The following is an 18,175-nucleotide window of genomic DNA, read 5'->3' on the forward strand; positions in this document are numbered from 1 at the left end:
ACGACTATACTGGTTATCAATTCACTTTTGGAATAATATTCTTCACTTCTATTTTCGCATACAATTATGATTTTCAAACATTAAAAAACGCAATGCTTCGTTTATCTTAGAAACGAAACACTGCGTTGATCACAATTTATTAGAAAAACATTAAATAAAATTTGGAGCGGGTGAAGAGAATCGAACTCTCGACCAGAGCTTGGAAGGCTCTTGTTTTACCACTAAACTACACCCGCAAATATGAAAAAAATATAAGATATTGAAATAACTTATGTAAAGTAGTATAGCATGTAAAAAAAATCGAAGCAAGAAATTTATCGAAAAAAGTCGAAAAAGTGATGAGATACCTCATCACTTTTTCAATTCTTTATCAATCGCCTTCTTCATACTATCGAAATCAGGGTTTGCAAGATTCCCATTTATATATACTGAAGGAGCACCTTGAACTTTTAATTTTTGAGCACGATCTGAATCTTTACGTACTTTGTCTTTCATTTCTTTACTGTGTAAATCTTTTTTAAACTGTTCTACATTAATTTTCGGAAGCTTTTCTTTCACAATATTAAGAAGTAATTCTTCTGTAATCCATTCTTCCGTATCTTTCTTTTGATTTTGATAAATCTCATCATAGAAAATCCAGAATGAATCTTGATCTTGTTTATAAATTGCTTCACCGGCAGCTGCACCTAAATCAGAGTCTTTTCCGATAAACGGGAAGTTAATAAAATATAACTGCACTTTACCTTTATCAATATACTCTTCTTTTAATCGTGGTAATACTGTTACATCCCAAGTACGACAAGCTGGACATTTAAAGTCTCCAAATTCAACTACCTTAACTGGAGCATCATCTTTTCCTAAAGATTGTTGCGTAGAATAAGCAAACATCTCATTCCCTTTATCTTTCTTGTCATTTATGATGCTATACACAATCGTCCCGATTACAATCAATACTGCGATAGAAAAAACTATACCAAGAGCCATGAGTTTGTTTGATGATTTCATATACATTCCTCTTTAATTTCATATTCTGTATACATCATTGTACACAATACACATAATATCAATACTTACATAGGTCACGCAATGAACACGCTCACATAAATTACAAAAATACAACGTTTGTGACAATATTGTGTCGCCTTTTGTCACAAATTATTAAAAAAAGAAGCTCCTATGTAGGAACTTCTTTTAACTTACTGCTTTTTCACGGGCATTTTTTAACATGGATTGCTCTGTTTTTATATCATGGCGAATTACTAATTTCTCACTAACTGCTTGCACATATTCATCATGATTTATATACCCTTCTTTCTCCATTAGCCTTAAAACTACATTCCGTCTCTCAACTGCTTTATCATAATTTTGTGCAGGTGAGTAATAAGCCGGTGCTTTTACTATAGCAGCCATCATTGCACTTTCAGCCAGTGTTAATTGATCCACTTTTTTACCGAAGTAAAGGTTTGCTGCTTTTTCAATCCCCCATGCGCCTTCTCCGTAGTAAATATTACTTACATACAATTTTAATATCTCATCCTTTGTGAATGTACGTTCAATCTTTTTCGTATAAAAAATTTCTTTCCACTTACGGGAAAATGTACGTTCATTAGATAAGAAAGCATTTTTAGATAACTGCTGTGTAATCGTGCTTCCTCCTTGCACAACACCACCAGCTTTTATATTCTCAATAGACGCCCTGATAATCGCTATATAGTCTAAACCGTTATGATGATAAAATCTTTTATCTTCCGTCGCAATAAATGCGTGTGTTAATGATTCTGGCACCTCTAAATTAGCAGGTACATGTAATTTACCAATATCACTTCGCTCAATCATTACATTTCCAACGAATAATAATGCAAAACTTAACAATAATAATAATATAATGGCTTTATAAAGAAATTTAGTTAATGGATTTAATGCAACTTTTTGATGATAGTTCACTCTAGATAATACTCGTTCTTTCATCTCGAACACCTCTTTTCCACACAGCATTTAACTCTTAATTTAAGAATACCTTGTTATAAAAGAATATCCCATCGATTTCTCTTACACCTACCTTACAACATTGTAAGGTGTAAAAATGTATTGTATCACAGTCCCTTTTTATCTACTATTCATATGAAATATTGAATATACATTTATTTATCACACTATTCATAGGAAGTAGGACTCTCCTTAATTTCACTTTATTCTTTTATTATATCAGTTTATACATTTATGCTTTTAAACATCTAGCAATCTAATTATATACGATATATCACCATTATACAGAACGAACGTTCTATAAATCAATACTAGCTTTCGGATTATCTCGCTATTTGTGTGCAGTAAGAATTCTCCCTCAAAACTTGGCTAAAACTAGGAAATTAGGTGGTAGTCCTGCTTCCTCCACCAATTATTAGCCTACACTTTATTATTGTGACCTTTTTCTGAAACAGTATACATAAAGAAAAGGTTAGCAATTTGAGCTGTCCTCAAATAACTAACCTTTTCTTTACAACCTTCCTATAAGATTATATGGCTGAACTTCCCATGTTTCGTATGGAATAAAATGCATTGCTTTCATCGCATCAAGTGTCCTTGATTTCATATGAGGACGCGTTATATACTCATCAATGTTCTCTTCGTTTAAAGCAACAAATTTAGCCTCTTGTATTTCTTCAGATTGAATTTTTATTTCACCACTAACATATGCTACTTTAAAAACAACAGCTACAATATGCATAGAAGCATTATAATAAATCCCTGTAACTCCGATAGGCTTCACAGTTAATCCTGTTTCCTCCATTATTTCTCTGCAAACAGCTTGATCGAGCGCTTCCCCTTCTTCTACCTGTCCTCCAGGCATTTCCCACGTATCTGCTCGCCAGTGCACTTTCGTTAAAAGCACCTCATTCTTTTCATTTGTTAAATAACCTGCTACGGCAACAATATGCTTTGGTGTTTTATGCTCCACAGAAATACCTCCTAGAAATATGATTATTTAAAATACAAACCTATAACCATATTCCCTAGCAGCTACAAAATACCTTTAATACTTTACCACCTTAATTAACTCCATAAAAAAAGACCCTATCCGTTAAAGGAAAGGGTCTTCTATCTTATATTATTCCCCTAAGTCTACGTTGTGGTAAACTTGCTGTACATCTTCTAAATCTTCTAATGCATCAACCATTTTTTCAAATTGCACTTGAGCATCTTCAGGAAGTTCTACATCACTTTGTGCAAGCATTGTTAATTCTGCAACTGTAAATTCTTCAACACCAGCACCTTTAAGTGCAGATTGTACTGAATGGAACTGATCAGGTTCAGCATAAACGATAACAGAATCTTCTTCTTCTAGAATGTCACGTGCATCTACATCTGCTTCCATTAAGATTTCAAGAACTTCATCTGATGTTTTACCTTCAAGACCGATAACAGCTGTCGCATCAAACATGTAAGCGACAGAACCGTTTACACCCATGTTACCACTGTTTTTGCTAAATGCAGCTCGTACATCTGCTGCAGTACGGTTTACGTTATTTGTCAGTGTATCTACAATTACCATAGATCCGTTTGGTCCAAAGCCTTCATAACGAAGCTCGTCATAGTTTTCTTCTGAACCGCCTTTTGCCTTTTCAATCGCACGGTCAATAATTGTTCTTGGCACGTTGTATGTTTTCGCACGTTCTAATACAACTCTTAACGTTTGGTTTGATTCTGGATCTGGCTCGCCTTGTTTTGCTGCCACATAAATTTCACGTCCAAATTTCGCGTATATACGGCTTGTATTTGCATCTTTTGATGCTTTTTTTTCTTTAATATTGTTCCATTTACGGCCCATACTTTCCACTCTCTTTCCCATTTTAAATCTACATAAAAATATTAATATGAAATATAATGTGTATTCAACACATTTTTAAAAGAAATATAAAAAGTTCATTTTTGATTCATATTACAGACATAATATAAATCACTATCATTTTGTTCTTTCGACAAGTTATATTATACATGAATTCCTAAGTTTATTACGAATTTTAGAATCACATAGCATAATTTAACAAAAAAAAACCTAACATTTCTGTTAGGGTCTTTTTAGGTGACATTTATATAGAGTGCTACCCTTAAAATCCTTTATTTTAAAGCATTTTAAAAATTTTGAGCTTCTTTAAACATGATAAATTAAAATGAAACGGAGCCAAAATGGAATCATATTAAATAACTGACACCTTTTACTTTCATTTCTCTCCCTTGATTAAATTTATCATATTTCATTTATTACTGTGATGATTTATTTTATTATTTCTCGCTAAACAATAAGAAACAGGGCAAAGCTGCCATGTCCTTTTAAAGATTTGTTATGTAGTATGTTATGAACTATTCATTATCAAACTAAAGTTATTCCTTTTCATTCCTCTACTAATCCCATAATATTTCCTTAATTACTTTCTATTGCTGTATAATTAAAATAGGAAAAAATTTGAAGGAAAGATAGGGGGAGAATTATGACACATTCAAATGAGAAAAAATCACATGGTTTTAAAGGAATAGGAGAGAAGTTAAACCCAACTATCTATCAAGTGAGATTCATAAAATTGGATGGTCCAATTCACTTTGATTCGTTCCCTAAATTAAAGGAATTAGGGGACTGGTTGAGTACTTCAACACAAATATGGTCGTGTCACTCAACTATGTACAAGTACAACAGAGAAGAGTTTGAAAAGAAGTTTTTCGAAATTACGAAATTACCAGCTGATAATGTGGTAATTTCAACTGGTGGTATCGGATTTAACTTCATGTCACCAGGGTGGAGAGATTCTCTCTAGAGTGCTCGAAAAAATTCTTGTATATGTAATATTCTACTGAAATTTTATCCTTTTAATACTTCATAGTTTTTTCCAACTGTATCTAAAGTTCTTCACTTACTCACCGCACACTACCCCAACGCACTATTAGTGCTTATTTTGTAGTGTGAAAAAAACACAAAAAAACTCTACACAATTAGTGTAGAGCCTTGATGTTACGCCGTTCGTGATACCGATGGTCGGGGTCGAACCGACACTCCCGAAGGAACACGATTTTGAGTCGTGCGCGTCTGCCAATTCCGCCACATCGGCATAAAAGAAAGGCGGCAACCGGATTTGAACCGGTGGTAAAGGTTTTGCAGACCTCTGCCTTACCACTTGGCTATGCCGCCATATGAAGTTAAAATGGAGCGGAAGACGGGATTCGAACCCGCGACCCCAACCTTGGCAAGGTTGTATTCTACCACTGAACTACTTCCGCAAAAATGGCTGGGCTAGCTGGATTCGAACCAGCGCATGACGGAGTCAAAGTCCGTTGCCTTACCGCTTGGCTATAGCCCACCGAAGTTTTACTTAATTATATGTAAGTATCCATTAATTTATTTGTAATTTTTTAAAAAATAAAAATGGGGCGACTGATGGGAATTGAACCCACGAATGCCGGAGCCACAATCCGGTGCGTTAACCACTTCGCCACAACCGCCATGTTGTGTTTATATATTTGGCAGGGGCAGTAGGAATTGAACCCACACTGGAGGTTTTGGAGACCTCAGTTCTACCTTTAAACTATGCCCCTATGTAAAATGGTGGAGGGGGGCAGATTCGAACTGCCGAACCCGAAGGAGCGGATTTACAGTCCGCCGCGTTTAGCCACTTCGCTACCCCTCCGAAACTTACATGGTGCCGGCTAGAGGACTTGAACCCCCAACCTACTGATTACAAGTCAGTTGCTCTACCAATTGAGCTAAGCCGGCATATTTTATTAAAATGGTGGCTCGGGACGGAATCGAACCGCCGACACGAGGATTTTCAGTCCTCTGCTCTACCGACTGAGCTACCGAGCCTTATTAAAATGGCGGTCCCGACCGGGGTCGAACCGGCGATCTCCTGCGTGACAGGCAGGCATGTTAACCACTACACCACGGGACCATTTGGTTGCGGGGACAGGATTTGAACCTGCGACCTTCGGGTTATGAGCCCGACGAGCTACCGTACTGCTCCACCCCGCGATAATATTATTTATATAGTTATATGATAAGTGTTATCAACCACATTACGAGAATGTTTGGTTGCGGGGACAGGATTTGAACCTGCGACCTTCGGGTTATGAGCCCGACGAGCTACCGTACTGCTCCACCCCGCGATAATATTATTCATATAATTTATATGGTGGAGGATGACGGGATCGAACCGCCGACCCCCTGCTTGTAAGGCAGGTGCTCTCCCAGCTGAGCTAATCCTCCAAAAGTGGTGACCCGTACGGGATTCGAACCCGTGTTACCGCCGTGAAAGGGCGGTGTCTTAACCACTTGACCAACGGGCCAAATATTATAAATTCCTTATGGCGGAGAGCAAGGGATTCGAACCCTTGATACGCTTGTGACGTATACACGATTTCCAATCGTGCTCCTTCGGCCAACTCGGACAGCTCTCCAATGGCTCCGCAGGTAGGAATCGAACCTACGACCGATCGGTTAACAGCCGATAGCTCTACCGCTGAGCTACTGCGGAATAATATTGCCTGGCAACGTCCTACTCTCACAGGGACAAGGTCCCAACTACCATCGGCGCTAGAGAGCTTAACTTCCGTGTTCGGTATGGGAACGGGTGTGACCTCTCTGCCATCATTACCAGACATTATTCTTTTGAGACAATCATTATTATAACTTATTCACTCTGAAAGTCAATAAGTTTTTTATATTCTCTCAAAACTAGATAACGTTGCTTCATATTATATGGTTAAGTCCTCGATCTATTAGTATTCGTCAGCTCCACATGTCACCATGCTTCCACCTCGAACCTATCAACCTGATCATCTTTCAGGGATCTTACTAGCTTACGCTATGGGAAATCTCATCTTGAGGGGGGCTTCATGCTTAGATGCTTTCAGCACTTATCCCTTCCGCACATAGCTACCCAGCTATGCCCTTGGCAGAACAACTGGTACACCAGCGGTGCGTCCATCCCGGTCCTCTCGTACTAAGGACAGCTCCTCTCAAATTTCCTGCGCCCACGACGGATAGGGACCGAACTGTCTCACGACGTTCTGAACCCAGCTCGCGTACCGCTTTAATGGGCGAACAGCCCAACCCTTGGGACCGACTACAGCCCCAGGATGCGATGAGCCGACATCGAGGTGCCAAACCTCCCCGTCGATGTGGACTCTTGGGGGAGATAAGCCTGTTATCCCCGGGGTAGCTTTTATCCGTTGAGCGATGGCCCTTCCATGCGGAACCACCGGATCACTAAGCCCGACTTTCGTCCCTGCTCGACTTGTAGGTCTCGCAGTCAAGCTCCCTTATGCCTTTGCACTCTACGAATGATTTCCAACCATTCTGAGGGAACCTTTGGGCGCCTCCGTTACACTTTAGGAGGCGACCGCCCCAGTCAAACTGCCCACCTGACACTGTCTCCCGGGTCGATGAGACCCGTAGGTTAGAATTTCAATACAGTCAGGGCGGTATCCCACCAGCGCCTCCACCGAAGCTAGCGCTCCGGTTTCAATGGCTCCCGCCTATCCTGTACAAACTGTACCAAAATTCAATATCAGGCTACAGTAAAGCTCCACGGGGTCTTTCCGTCCTGTCGCGGGTAACCTGCATCTTCACAGGTACTATAATTTCACCGAGTCTCTGGTTGAGACAGTGCCCAAATCGTTACACCTTTCGTGCGGGTCGGAACTTACCCGACAAGGAATTTCGCTACCTTAGGACCGTTATAGTTACGGCCGCCGTTTACTGGGGCTTCAGTTCAGAGCTTCGCTTACGCTAACCCCTCTCCTTAACCTTCCAGCACCGGGCAGGTGTCAGCCCCTATACTTCGCCTTACGGCTTCGCAGAGACCTGTGTTTTTGCTAAACAGTCGCTTGGGCCTATTCACTGCGGCTTTCCGTTAAGAAAGCACCCCTTCTCCCGAAGTTACGGGGTCATTTTGCCGAGTTCCTTAACCAGAGTTCTCTCGCACACCTTAGGATTCTCTCCTCGCCTACCTGTGTCGGTTTGCGGTACAGGCACCTTTTATCTCGCTAGAAGCTTTTCTTGGCAGCGGGGAATCAAAGACTTCGCTCCATAAGGAGCTTCCCCATCACAGCTCAGCCTTCACGATAAGCGGATTTGCCTACTTATCAGCCTAACTGCTTGGACGTGCACAACCAATCGCACGCTTCTTCTATCCTTCTGCGTCCCTCCATTGCTCAAACGATAAAGAGGTGGTACAGGAATATCAACCTGTTGTCCATCGCCTACGCCTGTCGGCCTCGGCTTAGGTCCTGACTAACCCTGAGCGGACGAGCCTTCCTCAGGAAACCTTAGGCATTCGGTGGACGGGATTCTCACCCGTCTTTCGCTACTCATACCGGCATTCTCACTTCTAAGCGCTCCACCAGTCCTTCCGGTCTGACTTCACTGCACTTAGAACGCTCCCCTACCACTGATACCATTGGTATCAATTCGCAGCTTCGGTGGTGTATTTAGCCCCGGTACATTTTCGGCGCAGAGTCACTCGACTAGTGAGCTATTACGCACTCTTTAAATGGTGGCTGCTTCTGAGCCAACATCCTAGTTGTCTAAGCAACTCCACATCCTTTTCCACTTAATACACACTTTGGGACCTTAGCTGGCGATCTGGGCTGTTTCCCTCTTGACTACGGATCTTATCACTCGCAGTCTGACTCCTAAGGATAAGTCATTGGCATTCGGAGTTTGACTGAATTCGGTAATCCGATGAGGACCCCTAGTTCAATCAGTGCTCTACCTCCAAGACTCTTACACTTAAGGCTAGCCCTAAAGCTATTTCGGGGAGAACCAGCTATCTCCAGGTTCGATTGGAATTTCTCCGCTACCCACACCTCATCCCCGCACTTTTCAACGTGCGTGGGTTCGGGCCTCCATTCAGTGTTACCTGAACTTCACCCTGGACATGGGTAGATCACCTGGTTTCGGGTCTACGACCACGTACTAAACGCCCTATTCAGACTCGCTTTCGCTGCGGCTCCGCCTCTTCAGCTTAACCTCGCACGGGATCGTAACTCGCCGGTTCATTCTACAAAAGGCACGCCATCACCCATTAACGGGCTCTGACTATTTGTAGGCACACGGTTTCAGGATCTCTTTCACTCCCCTTCCGGGGTGCTTTTCACCTTTCCCTCACGGTACTGGTTCACTATCGATCACTAGGGAGTATTTAGCCTTGGGAGATGGTCCTCCCAGATTCCGACGGAATTTCACGTGTTCCGCCGTACTCAGGATACATTCAAGAGAGAACGAAGTTTCGACTACGGGGTTATTACCCTCTGTGACGGACCTTTCCAGGTCGCTTCGTCTACCTCGTTCCTTTGTAACTCCGTATAGAATGTCCTACAACCCCAAGAGGCAAGCCTCTTGGTTTGGGCTAGATTCCGTTTCGCTCGCCGCTACTCAGGAAATCGCATTTGCTTTCTCTTCCTCCAGGTACTTAGATGTTTCAGTTCCCTGGGTCTGTCTTCCATACCCTATGTATTCAGGTAAGGATACCATACCATTACGTATAGTGGGTTTCCCCATTCGGAAATCTTCGGATCAAAGCTTACTTACAGCTCCCCGAAGCATATCGGCGTTAGTCCCGTCCTTCATCGACTCCTAGTGTCAAGGCATCCACCGTGCGCCCTTTCTAACTTAACCAAACTAAAATTAAAAAAATATGAGCTACACTGTTATCTAGTTTTCAAAGAACATACATTTAAACTTGAGAGATAGTTCTCTCAAAACTGAACGAAACAAAACAAGTCAACGTTTATTGATGAACTGCGTTCATCAATTCTCCATAGAAAGGAGGTGATCCAGCCGCACCTTCCGATACGGCTACCTTGTTACGACTTCACCCCAATCATCTGTCCCACCTTAGGCGGCTGGCTCCATAAAGGTTACCCCACCGACTTCGGGTGTTACAAACTCTCGTGGTGTGACGGGCGGTGTGTACAAGGCCCGGGAACGTATTCACCGCGGCATGCTGATCCGCGATTACTAGCGATTCCAGCTTCATGTAGGCGAGTTGCAGCCTACAATCCGAACTGAGAACGGTTTTATGAGATTAGCTCCACCTCGCGGTCTTGCAGCTCTTTGTACCGTCCATTGTAGCACGTGTGTAGCCCAGGTCATAAGGGGCATGATGATTTGACGTCATCCCCACCTTCCTCCGGTTTGTCACCGGCAGTCACCTTAGAGTGCCCAACTTAATGATGGCAACTAAGATCAAGGGTTGCGCTCGTTGCGGGACTTAACCCAACATCTCACGACACGAGCTGACGACAACCATGCACCACCTGTCACTCTGCTCCCGAAGGAGAAGCTCTATCTCTAGAGTTTTCAGAGGATGTCAAGACCTGGTAAGGTTCTTCGCGTTGCTTCGAATTAAACCACATGCTCCACCGCTTGTGCGGGCCCCCGTCAATTCCTTTGAGTTTCAGCCTTGCGGCCGTACTCCCCAGGCGGAGTGCTTAATGCGTTAACTTCAGCACTAAAGGGCGGAAACCCTCTAACACTTAGCACTCATCGTTTACGGCGTGGACTACCAGGGTATCTAATCCTGTTTGCTCCCCACGCTTTCGCGCCTCAGTGTCAGTTACAGACCAGAAAGTCGCCTTCGCCACTGGTGTTCCTCCATATCTCTACGCATTTCACCGCTACACATGGAATTCCACTTTCCTCTTCTGCACTCAAGTCTCCCAGTTTCCAATGACCCTCCACGGTTGAGCCGTGGGCTTTCACATCAGACTTAAGAAACCACCTGCGCGCGCTTTACGCCCAATAATTCCGGATAACGCTTGCCACCTACGTATTACCGCGGCTGCTGGCACGTAGTTAGCCGTGGCTTTCTGGTTAGGTACCGTCAAGGTGCCAGCTTATTCAACTAGCACTTGTTCTTCCCTAACAACAGAGTTTTACGACCCGAAAGCCTTCATCACTCACGCGGCGTTGCTCCGTCAGACTTTCGTCCATTGCGGAAGATTCCCTACTGCTGCCTCCCGTAGGAGTCTGGGCCGTGTCTCAGTCCCAGTGTGGCCGATCACCCTCTCAGGTCGGCTACGCATCGTCGCCTTGGTGAGCCGTTACCTCACCAACTAGCTAATGCGACGCGGGTCCATCCATAAGTGACAGCCGAAGCCGCCTTTCAATTTCGAACTATGCAGTTCAAAATATTATCCGGTATTAGCCCCGGTTTCCCGGAGTTATCCCAGTCTTATGGGTAGGTTACCCACGTGTTACTCACCCGTCCGCCGCTAACTTCATAAGAGCAAGCTCTTAATCCATTCGCTCGACTTGCATGTATTAGGCACGCCGCCAGCGTTCATCCTGAGCCAGGATCAAACTCTCCAATAAAGTTAGTTTGTCTAGCATCTAAAAATAAAAATTGACGTTCACGTTGTTTGTTTCGTTCAGTTTTCAAAGAACTACTTCGCCGCTCAATTGCGACTTCCTTATGTTAACATCTTCGTTTTTCGATGTCAACTAAGTTTTTCAAATTTCTTTTTTGTCGTTTACTGCGTTTCCGCATCAGCGACGTTTATTAATATATCATGCAGTATATGTAGGGTCAATACTTTTTATAAAAAAATTTCACGTCCCGTTAAAAGCTTAAAAAATCATATCTCCTTATCATTTTACTAAGTTTACACACGAGTGAAAATTCTAAATTTTATGTTATATTATTATTATAGGAGCGTGGTGAGAATGAGCATTAAATATTCGAACAAAATCAATAAAATCCGAACCTTTGCATTGAGTTTAGTATTTATCGGCCTCTTCATTGCATACTTAGGTGTCTTTTTTCGCGAAAACATCATTATTATGACAACCTTTATGATGGTTGGTTTTTTAGCTGTCATCGCTAGCACTGTTGTTTACTTTTGGATTGGTATGTTATCTACAAAAACGATACAAATTATTTGTCCAAGCTGCGATAAACCAACAAAAATGCTCGGTCGTGTCGACGCATGTATGCATTGCAATCAACCTTTAACACTTGATCGAAATCTAGAAGGAAAAGAATTTGATGAGAAATATAATAAGAAGAGTTATAAATCATAGGTATATGGAGCTTACAAAACTAAAGAAGTTTCATCTCATTAAAAAGGTGATTTCTTAACTAAGAAATCACCTCTTGTATTTGTTCTTATTAAATTTGATTCTTCACTTAACATTTTAAATCCTCATGAGTCTAACACGATTCCCATATATAATAAAGAAAGAGGTCGACGTATAGCCGTCAGCCTCTTTCTTTTTATTATATATTACGCCTTATGACACTCTGGACAAACGCCATAAATTTCTAAGCGATGACTATTAATAACGAAGCCTGTCGTTTTTGCAGCTTCCTCTTCAAGCTGTTCCAATCCTCCATAAGGAAAATCAACAATCTTACCACATTTTTCGCAAATCACATGATAATGTTGACTTGTAACATAATCAAATCTACTTGAAGCATCCCCATAAGTTAATTCCTTTACAAGTCCAACTTCTTTAAACACACGTAAGTTATTATAGACAGTTGCAACACTCATATTTGGAAACTTACCTTCTAATGCTTTATAAATGTCATCCGCTGTTGGGTGCGTCATAGATTCCACAAGGTACTCTAAAATAGCATGACGCTGTGGAGTAATGCGTACACCCGTATTTTTCAGCATTTCTAGCGCTTCTTTTAATTCTTCTTTGACCACCGTCATGCACCCCGATTCTATACGGATTATTATTTTATAATTCTTATAAAGAGTGTACTCTTTTTCTTATAAATCGTCAATATTTCTACTATAAGTATGTGGTTTATTTTCGTATATAGCCTTATTCTTATGTATCTTCCCCCATTCCCTATACATTTACATAGAAAAAAGTGCGACATAATCGCACTTGGAATACTATCATCTGAGGAGGTATGCCCTACACTTTCACTTTATGTATCGCAAGAAAATATGTATAGACGCATGCCTTACATATGTATTTTTTCTCCTCATTAATATAGATTTATTTTATATAAGAAAGAACATCCTCAATATGCCCTTTCACTTTCACTTTACGCCACTCATTTACAAGCTCACCGTCTTTATTAATAAGGAATGTAGAACGCTCAATTCCCATGTACTCTTTTCCGAAGTTCTTTTTCAGCTTCCAAACATCGTACAATTCTGCTACTTTATGATCTTCATCTACTAAAAGTACAAATGGAAGCTCATGCTTCTCGATGAATTTCATATGTCTGTTCACCGAATCAGGACTTACACCAAGGATGACCGTGTCCTTCTCTTGGAATAATCCATATGCATCACGAAAATCACATGCTTCGGTTGTACACCCTGGAGTCATATCTTTCGGGTAAAAATATAAAACTACATTTTTACCTCGGAAGTCAGCTAAGCGAATTTGTTCTCCGGTACTTCCCTCTAATGTGAATTCCGGTGCTATTTCTCCTACTGTGATCATTGTTATCACTCCTTTTCTTTTCTATTACTATAACAAATGCTACCTTATTTTTCATTGTCCATTACAGTCCTTACCACAAAAGCAAACGGTAATGTATATCCAATTAGTGCTTCTCCAATTGCAATCCATCTTCCGATTCCAATCGGAGCTATATCACCATATCCAACGGACAATAAAGTAACCGCGCTAAAATATAAACATATTTCAACGAGTTGAAAGGAATGAGCACTTAGCCTATCCCCATCTTCTTTTAAAACCGCAAAACCCATTTCCTCTAGCACAACATAGCTTAATCCAAACGCAATCAGTACCGTTGTATAAATTAAAAACAACGTAGCTAAATTGTACAGCGAAAAGAAACGATTGGAATTTGAATATGAACTCCATAATAATTGGACACTTCTCAAAATAGCGATTGCCGCAATTAATAGAATAAATCCCCATAACATGTCCTCCACCTCAGTTTATATGTATGAGGACTATAGCTGATTTATCCCTTAGAAACGAACAAGCTTCTATAATTAATTCCCCGCACCACGATATCGTTTAACCCCTTGATTCCAGAGGGTAATTGCAATAGTAAAACAGATAACACCGACAATTGGCGTTGCGAAAGCATAGCTATTCCACTCTGTTTTTCTTAAAAAGTATGCTGCTGGATATACCCCAACAAATGCAAACGGTAAAACAAACGTTAAAACAAAGCCAATAACACGGTTATAAATATCAACAGGGTAGCGTCCATAATTCCCTATGTTATACATAAGCGGCATAATGGAACTTTTCGCATCCGACCAAAAGCCAAGACTTGCAAGCGTAACAAATATCCCGCCGTACACAAGTGCCCCTCCCCCTACCATAAGTAGGAATAAGAAGAAATCATACCAGTAAAAAGATAATTGCAGCTCCATTGCTGCATAACCCATCACAATAATCCCCGTAATGGCTCCAATTAAAGATTCAAGTTCCATTCTTTCTAATATAATTTGAAATAAACTATGAATCGGTCTCGTTAATATACGATCCATTTCTCCTTTAATAATGTAACGATCATTAAAATCCCATATATTAAAGAAAGCTGAAAAAATGGCAAACGGTACTAAAAAGAAACCATAAATAAAGATTACTTCTTCTCGGCTCCACCCTTTTAGTGCTTGGGTATGCCCAAACACAACGAGAATGAAGATTAAATTAACAGCTTGTAGTGATAAATCTGAAAGTAATCCGACGATAAAATCGCCACGATACTCCAATTTTGTTTTTATATATTGACTTGCATATTGCAAAAATAATTTTATATATATCATCTCGTCATCCCCCTTGTACGATTAGACGTTTTCTCGCCGTTTTCCACATCAGTACAATTGGAATAATAAGTATAATTGCCCAAATCACTTGAAATAATAAAGCTTCATATAACTTATTTCCTTGTATACCTTCAGAGAAAATCATACTCGGAATATAACTAATTGCTTGAAACGGTAAAAACACCATTGCTTTTTGGGCCCATAACGGATAAAAACTAATCGGTAATAATAAACCAGAAAATAAATCGATAACAACACGTTTCGCATACATAATTCCACTATTATTAAATAAGAAGAATGTAAGCATTCCTGTCATTAAATTTATTTGTGTATTAATGATAAAACTAAATATTAAAGATAAGAAGAAATATAACCACGTTTGAAAATTTGTTGTAATTTGTAATGAAAATAATAACGTAACAATAACCATACCCGGAATTGAAAAGAAAGCAAAACGAAATATCCCTTCTCCAAGCCCTTGCATAACTTTCATACCTAAATAGTTATATGGACGAATTAGCTCTACCGCCACACGTCCTTCTTGAATTTCCATCGCAATTTCTCTATCTATATTATTGAAATAAAAAGCGCGTGCCATCCATGCGATCGCAATATACGTAGTCATTTGCGAAATAGATAAACTTTCAATATTCTCTTTCCCGCTATAAATTGCTTGCCATAAAAAATAATACGCACCAATGTTAATCGTATAAATTAAAATCCCGCTGTAATAATTTGTACGATAAGCAAGCATCATTAAAAAGCGAATCCGAATCATTTCAATATACTTACCCATGCATAATACCTTCTTCATAAATGTTACGAATAATTTCCTCTGTAGACACTTCGTTAATTTTCAAATCTTTAATTTGAAAGGCTTGTACTACTTTAGAAATCAACATAGAAATGATAACTTCTTCATTCGGTATTTTTGCAACCCATGCGTTTTCTTCTTTCGCTTTTAACCAAACAACATGGCTATCTGGCATAACCATTGATAACTCCTGGTATGAAACTGGGGCAACAAACTGAAAATGTATTTCCTTCTCTACTCCCCACTGCGTACGAAGATTATCTAAAGATCCGTCATACATAATATTTCCTTCATCAAGCATGATGACGCGTTCACATAAAGCTTCAATATCAGTAATATCATGTGTCGTTAATAAAATTGTTGTTTTATAACGTTCATTCATCTCTTTTAAGAATTCTCGTATTTTCAATTTCACAAGAACATCTAGTCCAATTGTTGGCTCATCTAAAAATAATAACGGCGGATTATGAATTAACGCCGCTGCCAATTCACAACGCATTCTTTGACCAAGAGATAATTTCCGTACCGGTTTATCTAACAAAGGACCGATATCTAACGTTTCAATAACATGTTCCATATGTTCCTTATACTGAGCGTCTGATACACCGTACACTTTCTTCAATAAACGAAATGATTCTTGTACAGCAATGTCCCACCAAAGCTGGGAACGCTGACCAAACACAACGCCGATTGTTCTTACAAATTCTTCTCTCTGTTTGTGTGGATTCATTCCATTCACTGTAATTTGTCCTGATGTCGGAGTCAAAATCCCTGTAAGCATTTTAATCGTCGTTGATTTACCAGCACCATTCTCACCAATATAACCAACCATTTCACCTTGCTTTACAGTAAAAGAAACATCATTTACTGCTGGTACTATTTTATAATTACGATTTAATAAATCGCGAAATGCACCCTTTAATCCCGGACGACTTGAATAAGCTGTAAACTCTTTACGTAACCCTTGTACCTCAATTACCGATTTCATAATCGGACCCCCTTCCTAAATGTCACAACGAATAGTTTACCCAACTGCTCCTTCTATCACAAACAATACGTCTTTTCAAAAAACATGTTAGAATAATACATAGATTTTTGTAAGGAGATGAATTGTAGTGAATTTCACAAAATCAGAAGCGTTACATAAAGAAGCTTTAGAACATATCGTTGGTGGTGTTAATAGTCCTTCCCGTTCTTTTAAAGCAGTTGGAGGCGGTTCTCCTGTTGCAATGGAACGCGGAAAAGGTGCTTATTTCTGGGATGTAGATGGAAATAAATATATCGATTATTTAGCAGCGTATGGCCCTATTATTACTGGACATGCTCACCCACACGTGACAGAAGCAATTAAAACAGCGGCTGAAAACGGCGTACTATACGGTACACCAACAGCATTAGAAGTAAAATTCGCAAAAATGTTAAAAGAAGCAATGCCCGCTTTAGATAAAGTCCGCTTCGTGAACTCTGGTACAGAATCCGTTATGACAACCATTCGTGTTGCTCGTGCTTACACTGGCCGCACAAAAATTATGAAATTCGCTGGTTGTTACCACGGTCATTCCGATTTAGTACTTGTAGCAGCTGGCTCGGGTCCTTCTACTCTTGGAATTCCTGATTCAGCGGGTGTGCCACAAAGTATCGCTCAAGAAGTTATTACTGTTCCATTTAATAATGTAGAAACTTTAAAAGAAGCGTTAGATAAATGGGGACATGAAGTAGCAGCTATCCTTGTAGAGCCAATCGTTGGAAACTTCGGTATTGTTGAGCCAAAACCTGGCTTCCTTGAAAAAGTTAACGAACTTGTTCACGAAGCTGGTGCACTAGTAATTTATGATGAAGTTATTACTGCTTTCCGCTTTATGTATGGCGGCGCTCAAGACTTACTTGGCGTAACCCCAGATTTAACAGCACTTGGTAAAGTTATCGGCGGTGGACTTCCAATTGGTGCTTACGGTGGTAAGAAAGAAATTATGGAACAAGTTGCACCGCTCGGTCCTGCATACCAAGCTGGTACAATGGCTGGGAACCCTGCTTCTATGGCATCAGGGATTGCCTGCCTAGAAGTACTTCAACAAGAAGGCGTATACGAGAAATTAGATGCACTTGGCGCAATGCTTGAAAAAGGAATTTTAGATCAAGCTACAAAACATAACATCGATATTACAGTAAACCGTCTAAAGGGTGCATTAACTGTATACTTCACAACAAATACAATTGAAGATTACGATGCAGCCAAAAATACAGATGGTGAAATGTTCGGTAGATTCTTCAAGCTGATGCTTCAAGAAGGTATTAATTTAGCACCTTCTAAATATGAAGCATGGTTCTTAACGACAGAACATACAAAAGAAGATATTGAATATACAATTGAAGCTGTTGGCAGAGCATTTTCTACCCTAGCGAACAATAAATAATCTCTTCATTACAAAAGGAAAAAAGAAAGCCCATCTTTCTTTTTTCCTTTTTTCTATTTCATAAATCCCTCATTAATAGTATAATTATTCATAATTATCTGTTTTATATTCTTTTATATCCTTACTATCCATGTATACAAGGCAGTTCATGCCTTAAATAGTAAGATTATTCAAAAAT

At 40.2% G+C, this 18,175-nt stretch carries 13 protein-coding genes, 17 tRNA genes and 3 rRNA genes; 3 read left to right on the forward strand and 30 right to left on the reverse strand.

Annotated features, from left to right (window positions below; all coding sequences use genetic code 11):
• Positions 1-162: 162 nt before the first annotated feature.
• The 5 genes from MKX66_RS17120 to MKX66_RS17140 all read right to left on the reverse strand — a co-directional run bounded on the left by MKX66_RS17120 (position 163) and on the right by MKX66_RS17140 (position 3,829).
• Positions 163-236: transfer RNA gene (locus tag MKX66_RS17120), tRNA-Gly, on the reverse strand.
• Between the two features lie 115 nt (positions 237-351).
• The gene (locus MKX66_RS17125; RefSeq protein ID WP_002091101.1) at positions 352-1,005 is read right to left on the reverse strand and encodes a DsbA family protein; all 654 of its coding nucleotides are present in this window, start codon (positions 1,003-1,005) and stop codon (positions 352-354) included.
• A gap of 186 nt (positions 1,006-1,191) precedes the next feature.
• A complete protein-coding gene (locus tag MKX66_RS17130; protein ID WP_088038372.1) occupies positions 1,192-1,968 on the reverse strand; it encodes a transglycosylase domain-containing protein in 777 nt (258 codons plus the stop codon).
• A 529-nt stretch (positions 1,969-2,497) separates the two neighbouring features.
• The gene (locus tag MKX66_RS17135) at positions 2,498-2,959 is read right to left on the reverse strand and encodes an NUDIX hydrolase (protein ID WP_002010362.1); all 462 of its coding nucleotides are present in this window, start codon (positions 2,957-2,959) and stop codon (positions 2,498-2,500) included.
• Between the two features lie 150 nt (positions 2,960-3,109).
• Positions 3,110-3,829 carry a YebC/PmpR family DNA-binding transcriptional regulator gene (locus MKX66_RS17140; RefSeq protein ID WP_002113875.1) on the reverse strand — a complete coding sequence of 240 codons (720 nt, stop codon included), beginning with the start codon at positions 3,827-3,829 and terminating at the stop codon, positions 3,110-3,112.
• Positions 3,830-4,490: 661 nt separating this feature from the next.
• Between MKX66_RS17140 and MKX66_RS17145 the strand changes: the two genes are divergently transcribed.
• On the forward strand, positions 4,491-4,811 hold the full coding sequence (locus MKX66_RS17145) for a DUF3884 family protein (protein ID WP_002140297.1): 321 nt from the start codon (positions 4,491-4,493) through the stop codon (positions 4,809-4,811).
• Between the two features lie 209 nt (positions 4,812-5,020).
• Here the strand turns inward: MKX66_RS17145 and MKX66_RS17150 are convergent.
• The 19 genes from MKX66_RS17150 to MKX66_RS17240 form a co-directional block, all read right to left on the reverse strand.
• A tRNA-Leu gene (locus MKX66_RS17150) sits at positions 5,021-5,102 on the reverse strand.
• Between the two features lie 9 nt (positions 5,103-5,111).
• Positions 5,112-5,182, reverse strand: a tRNA-Cys gene (locus MKX66_RS17155).
• Positions 5,183-5,196: 14 nt separating this feature from the next.
• A tRNA-Gly gene (locus tag MKX66_RS17160) sits at positions 5,197-5,271 on the reverse strand.
• Between the two features lie 5 nt (positions 5,272-5,276).
• Positions 5,277-5,351: transfer RNA gene (locus MKX66_RS17165), tRNA-Gln, on the reverse strand.
• 66 nt (positions 5,352-5,417) lie between these two features.
• A tRNA-His gene (locus tag MKX66_RS17170) sits at positions 5,418-5,493 on the reverse strand.
• A gap of 19 nt (positions 5,494-5,512) precedes the next feature.
• Positions 5,513-5,586: transfer RNA gene (locus MKX66_RS17175), tRNA-Trp, on the reverse strand.
• A gap of 8 nt (positions 5,587-5,594) precedes the next feature.
• Positions 5,595-5,678 (reverse strand) — tRNA-Tyr (locus MKX66_RS17180).
• Between the two features lie 10 nt (positions 5,679-5,688).
• Positions 5,689-5,764 (reverse strand) — tRNA-Thr (locus tag MKX66_RS17185).
• A gap of 14 nt (positions 5,765-5,778) precedes the next feature.
• Positions 5,779-5,854: transfer RNA gene (locus MKX66_RS17190), tRNA-Phe, on the reverse strand.
• Between the two features lie 9 nt (positions 5,855-5,863).
• Positions 5,864-5,939 (reverse strand) — tRNA-Asp (locus MKX66_RS17195).
• A 3-nt stretch (positions 5,940-5,942) separates the two neighbouring features.
• Positions 5,943-6,019 (reverse strand) — tRNA-Met (locus tag MKX66_RS17200).
• A gap of 57 nt (positions 6,020-6,076) precedes the next feature.
• Positions 6,077-6,153: transfer RNA gene (locus MKX66_RS17205), tRNA-Met, on the reverse strand.
• 24 nt (positions 6,154-6,177) lie between these two features.
• Positions 6,178-6,253, reverse strand: a tRNA-Val gene (locus tag MKX66_RS17210).
• Positions 6,254-6,258: 5 nt separating this feature from the next.
• Positions 6,259-6,333: transfer RNA gene (locus MKX66_RS17215), tRNA-Glu, on the reverse strand.
• A gap of 19 nt (positions 6,334-6,352) precedes the next feature.
• A tRNA-Ser gene (locus MKX66_RS17220) sits at positions 6,353-6,444 on the reverse strand.
• Between the two features lie 2 nt (positions 6,445-6,446).
• Positions 6,447-6,521 (reverse strand) — tRNA-Asn (locus MKX66_RS17225).
• 8 nt (positions 6,522-6,529) lie between these two features.
• A 5S ribosomal RNA gene (rrf, locus tag MKX66_RS17230) occupies positions 6,530-6,645 on the reverse strand.
• Positions 6,646-6,745: 100 nt separating this feature from the next.
• Positions 6,746-9,667 (reverse strand): 23S ribosomal RNA (locus MKX66_RS17235).
• A gap of 146 nt (positions 9,668-9,813) precedes the next feature.
• A 16S ribosomal RNA gene (locus MKX66_RS17240) occupies positions 9,814-11,365 on the reverse strand.
• Together the 16S, 23S and 5S rRNA genes with 16 tRNA genes alongside form the textbook arrangement of a ribosomal RNA operon.
• A 351-nt stretch (positions 11,366-11,716) precedes the next feature.
• Here MKX66_RS17240 and MKX66_RS17245 point away from each other — a divergent pair.
• Positions 11,717-12,073 carry a YgzB family protein gene (locus tag MKX66_RS17245; RefSeq protein ID WP_044444349.1) on the forward strand — a complete coding sequence of 119 codons (357 nt, stop codon included), beginning with the start codon at positions 11,717-11,719 and terminating at the stop codon, positions 12,071-12,073.
• 203 nt (positions 12,074-12,276) lie between these two features.
• Here MKX66_RS17245 and perR read toward each other — a convergent pair whose 3' ends face one another.
• From perR to MKX66_RS17275, 6 genes are all read right to left on the reverse strand, one after another.
• Positions 12,277-12,705 (reverse strand): peroxide-responsive transcriptional repressor PerR, encoded by a 429-nt coding sequence (gene perR / locus MKX66_RS17250; protein ID WP_000237831.1) that lies wholly within the window; start codon positions 12,703-12,705, stop codon positions 12,277-12,279.
• A gap of 301 nt (positions 12,706-13,006) precedes the next feature.
• Positions 13,007-13,462, reverse strand: a complete 456-nt coding sequence (gene bcp / locus MKX66_RS17255) for a thioredoxin-dependent thiol peroxidase (protein ID WP_061674649.1) — start codon at positions 13,460-13,462, stop codon at positions 13,007-13,009.
• Between the two features lie 44 nt (positions 13,463-13,506).
• Positions 13,507-13,911 carry a potassium channel family protein gene (locus tag MKX66_RS17260; RefSeq protein WP_002091112.1) on the reverse strand — a complete coding sequence of 135 codons (405 nt, stop codon included), beginning with the start codon at positions 13,909-13,911 and terminating at the stop codon, positions 13,507-13,509.
• Between the two features lie 72 nt (positions 13,912-13,983).
• Entirely contained in the window at positions 13,984-14,769 is a 786-nt protein-coding gene (locus MKX66_RS17265; protein WP_002091114.1) for an ABC transporter permease, read from the reverse strand.
• A 4-nt stretch (positions 14,770-14,773) separates the two neighbouring features.
• Entirely contained in the window at positions 14,774-15,565 is a 792-nt protein-coding gene (locus MKX66_RS17270; protein WP_002140292.1) for an ABC transporter permease, read from the reverse strand.
• Positions 15,558-16,571, reverse strand: coding sequence for an ABC transporter ATP-binding protein (locus MKX66_RS17275; protein ID WP_002010347.1), 1,014 nt, complete (start codon positions 16,569-16,571; stop codon positions 15,558-15,560). Before MKX66_RS17275 ends, MKX66_RS17270 begins: the two co-directional genes overlap by 8 nt.
• A 127-nt stretch (positions 16,572-16,698) precedes the next feature.
• Between MKX66_RS17275 and hemL the strand changes: the two genes are divergently transcribed.
• Complete coding sequence (gene hemL, locus MKX66_RS17280; protein WP_002010346.1) at positions 16,699-17,997, forward strand: glutamate-1-semialdehyde-2,1-aminomutase; 1,299 nt, start codon at positions 16,699-16,701, stop codon at positions 17,995-17,997.
• Positions 17,998-18,175: the final 178 nt, after the last annotated feature.

This window comes from Bacillus sp. FSL R9-9530 (assembly GCF_038008145.1).
Taxonomy (GTDB): domain Bacteria; phylum Bacillota; class Bacilli; order Bacillales; family Bacillaceae_G; genus Bacillus_A; species Bacillus_A mycoides.

What these genes read in the sequence shown, in the direction of transcription:
- MKX66_RS17140 (WP_002113875.1), bottom strand. Translation starts at nt 3,829, where the DNA reads ATGGGCCGTAAATGGAACAATATTAAAGAAAAAAAAGCATCAAAAGAT.
- MKX66_RS17245 (WP_044444349.1), top strand. Translation starts at nt 11,717, where the DNA reads ATGAGCATTAAATATTCGAACAAAATCAATAAAATCCGAACCTTTGCA.
- MKX66_RS17260 (WP_002091112.1), bottom strand. Translation starts at nt 13,911, where the DNA reads ATGTTATGGGGATTTATTCTATTAATTGCGGCAATCGCTATTTTGAGA.
- MKX66_RS17130 (WP_088038372.1), bottom strand. Translation starts at nt 1,968, where the DNA reads ATGAAAGAACGAGTATTATCTAGAGTGAACTATCATCAAAAAGTTGCA.
- bcp (WP_061674649.1), bottom strand. Translation starts at nt 13,462, where the DNA reads ATGATCACAGTAGGAGAAATAGCACCGGAATTCACATTAGAGGGAAGT.
- MKX66_RS17145 (WP_002140297.1), top strand. Translation starts at nt 4,491, where the DNA reads ATGACACATTCAAATGAGAAAAAATCACATGGTTTTAAAGGAATAGGA.
- MKX66_RS17265 (WP_002091114.1), bottom strand. Translation starts at nt 14,769, where the DNA reads ATGATATATATAAAATTATTTTTGCAATATGCAAGTCAATATATAAAA.
- MKX66_RS17270 (WP_002140292.1), bottom strand. Translation starts at nt 15,565, where the DNA reads ATGGGTAAGTATATTGAAATGATTCGGATTCGCTTTTTAATGATGCTT.
- MKX66_RS17125 (WP_002091101.1), bottom strand. Translation starts at nt 1,005, where the DNA reads ATGAAATCATCAAACAAACTCATGGCTCTTGGTATAGTTTTTTCTATC.
- MKX66_RS17275 (WP_002010347.1), bottom strand. Translation starts at nt 16,571, where the DNA reads ATGAAATCGGTAATTGAGGTACAAGGGTTACGTAAAGAGTTTACAGCT.